At 40.8% G+C, this 1,594-nt stretch carries 3 protein-coding genes; all 3 read right to left on the reverse strand.

What is annotated here, in order from left to right; genetic code table 11:
• On the reverse strand, positions 1-303 hold a 303-nt coding region (locus tag F6K53_RS41085), incomplete at its 3' end, for a hypothetical protein (protein ID WP_293086046.1).
• Between the two features lie 3 nt (positions 304-306).
• Complete coding sequence (locus F6K53_RS41090) at positions 307-786, reverse strand: hypothetical protein (protein ID WP_075900711.1); 480 nt, start codon at positions 784-786, stop codon at positions 307-309.
• Between the two features lie 56 nt (positions 787-842).
• Entirely contained in the window at positions 843-1,127 is a 285-nt protein-coding gene (locus tag F6K53_RS41095; RefSeq protein ID WP_293086050.1) for a hypothetical protein, read from the reverse strand.
• Positions 1,128-1,594 lie beyond the last annotated feature (467 nt).

Raw genomic sequence — 1,594 nt, forward strand, 5'->3', positions numbered from 1 at the left:
AAGCAATCCAATAACTTTCCAATATAGTAATCTTGTTGGATTATTAGAATTTTTTGAATTATCCTTATCTATAGGAGGTTGGTTTATTGAAGTATGATTAGGATACTTTGGAGATTGATTTATATCTTCTTGAGCAATATTTAGCTCTTTTTGTATTCGTTCAATTTCGTTTTCACATTCTTCAATCTTCTTTCGTAGTTCAAACTTTTGTTCCGTACTAGCAGTTATTGATAGTTCAATCTCATAATTATAAAGCTTTTCTTTCCAATTTAATAGTGCTTGTTCGTGCTTTTCCCTTAACATCCCCTATCTCCTCACCAGCTTCTTAATTGCCTTCCAGGATTTGTACATAAACCCTTCTGTATCGATTTCCAGCTCATAAGATGCGATCGCAGGAATTAACGGCAGCATTACCTTCAACTTAGCTGAGGCTGCCTTTTCCCCTTCTTCCAATTTGGTTCGGATATCTTGCAGCAACTGCACTAGTTCTGGGGGGTACTCAACAGGTGTAATGCGCTCAAGGGATTCAACAGCCTGTTTTACTTGAGCTAGTTGAATTTGAGCTTCTTCATCAGAAATTAGAATAGCCTCTTGTGGGTACAACTCCCAATACTCGGCTTCATACTTACGGATACTGGGGAAAATTTCTCGCTTAATCCGCTGTTTGAGTTCAAACTTGGCAGAGGCACTTGGGGAGATAATCAACTCCTGTTCAAAGGAGCCAAGTTTTTCATATAGCAGCTCTAGGTTATTCTTTAAGTCTACTAATCGTTGGTGATCGCTCATCGTTCTTCCTGACTCTCTCACCTGCTGAACTATTTTTACACCAAAGCCTGTAGTGGTTATACTTTGGCTTTCAGCAATGCCAGCCTCTGATTCAATGGCACATCCGACTCGCACCCTAAATACAGTGCCAAAGCACCGACCACCACCTCAGTCTTAGAAATACCAATTCGCTTAACGTAACTGTTAAGCTCTTTGAGAAGGTACAGGGCAATTATGACGGCAATTTGAGACCTACTGATGACAATGCCTACAAAACAACTACATACTAACCACAGCATGTCAAAGCATGTCAAGGGGTTCATCAAATCTTTAAATACCCAACTGCTCTCAAGCGATCGCAACCTCCTTAACTTGCCTTAACTTGTCTTACGGCGTTCCTTAATAATGGAATGATTTTAAGAGTAGGTGCGCTTTCCAATGGGCGAGTAAATCGCCCTTGGGTCGCACCTGTAGAATGGGCATTCTGGTGGAATGGGTATCTTGCCCGTTCCTTAAATTTTCGGGCGGGCAGGATGCCGACTCTACTCCTATTCATTCGAAGATTCAGCAATGCCTGTCTTACTTTAAAGGGATCACAACTAGGTGGGGTGAAGGTTTATTTCTACAAGAATACCTTATTGTATGTAGTTTGTACAAGTTCCTAAATACCGTCGTCTCGACTGACAGAAGAATGACTAACCACTAATAACCTATACATCTGGTGCATGATGCCAGATAATCAAGTCAGACTAATCTAGGGGTAGCGTGCAGTTTTATAATTTGGAAACCGTGCAATAATCGTGTTTACCGTGACTGGATAATCTTTCCC

The organism is Moorena sp. SIO4A1, from assembly GCF_010672065.1.
Lineage (GTDB): Bacteria > Cyanobacteriota > Cyanobacteriia > Cyanobacteriales > Coleofasciculaceae > Moorena.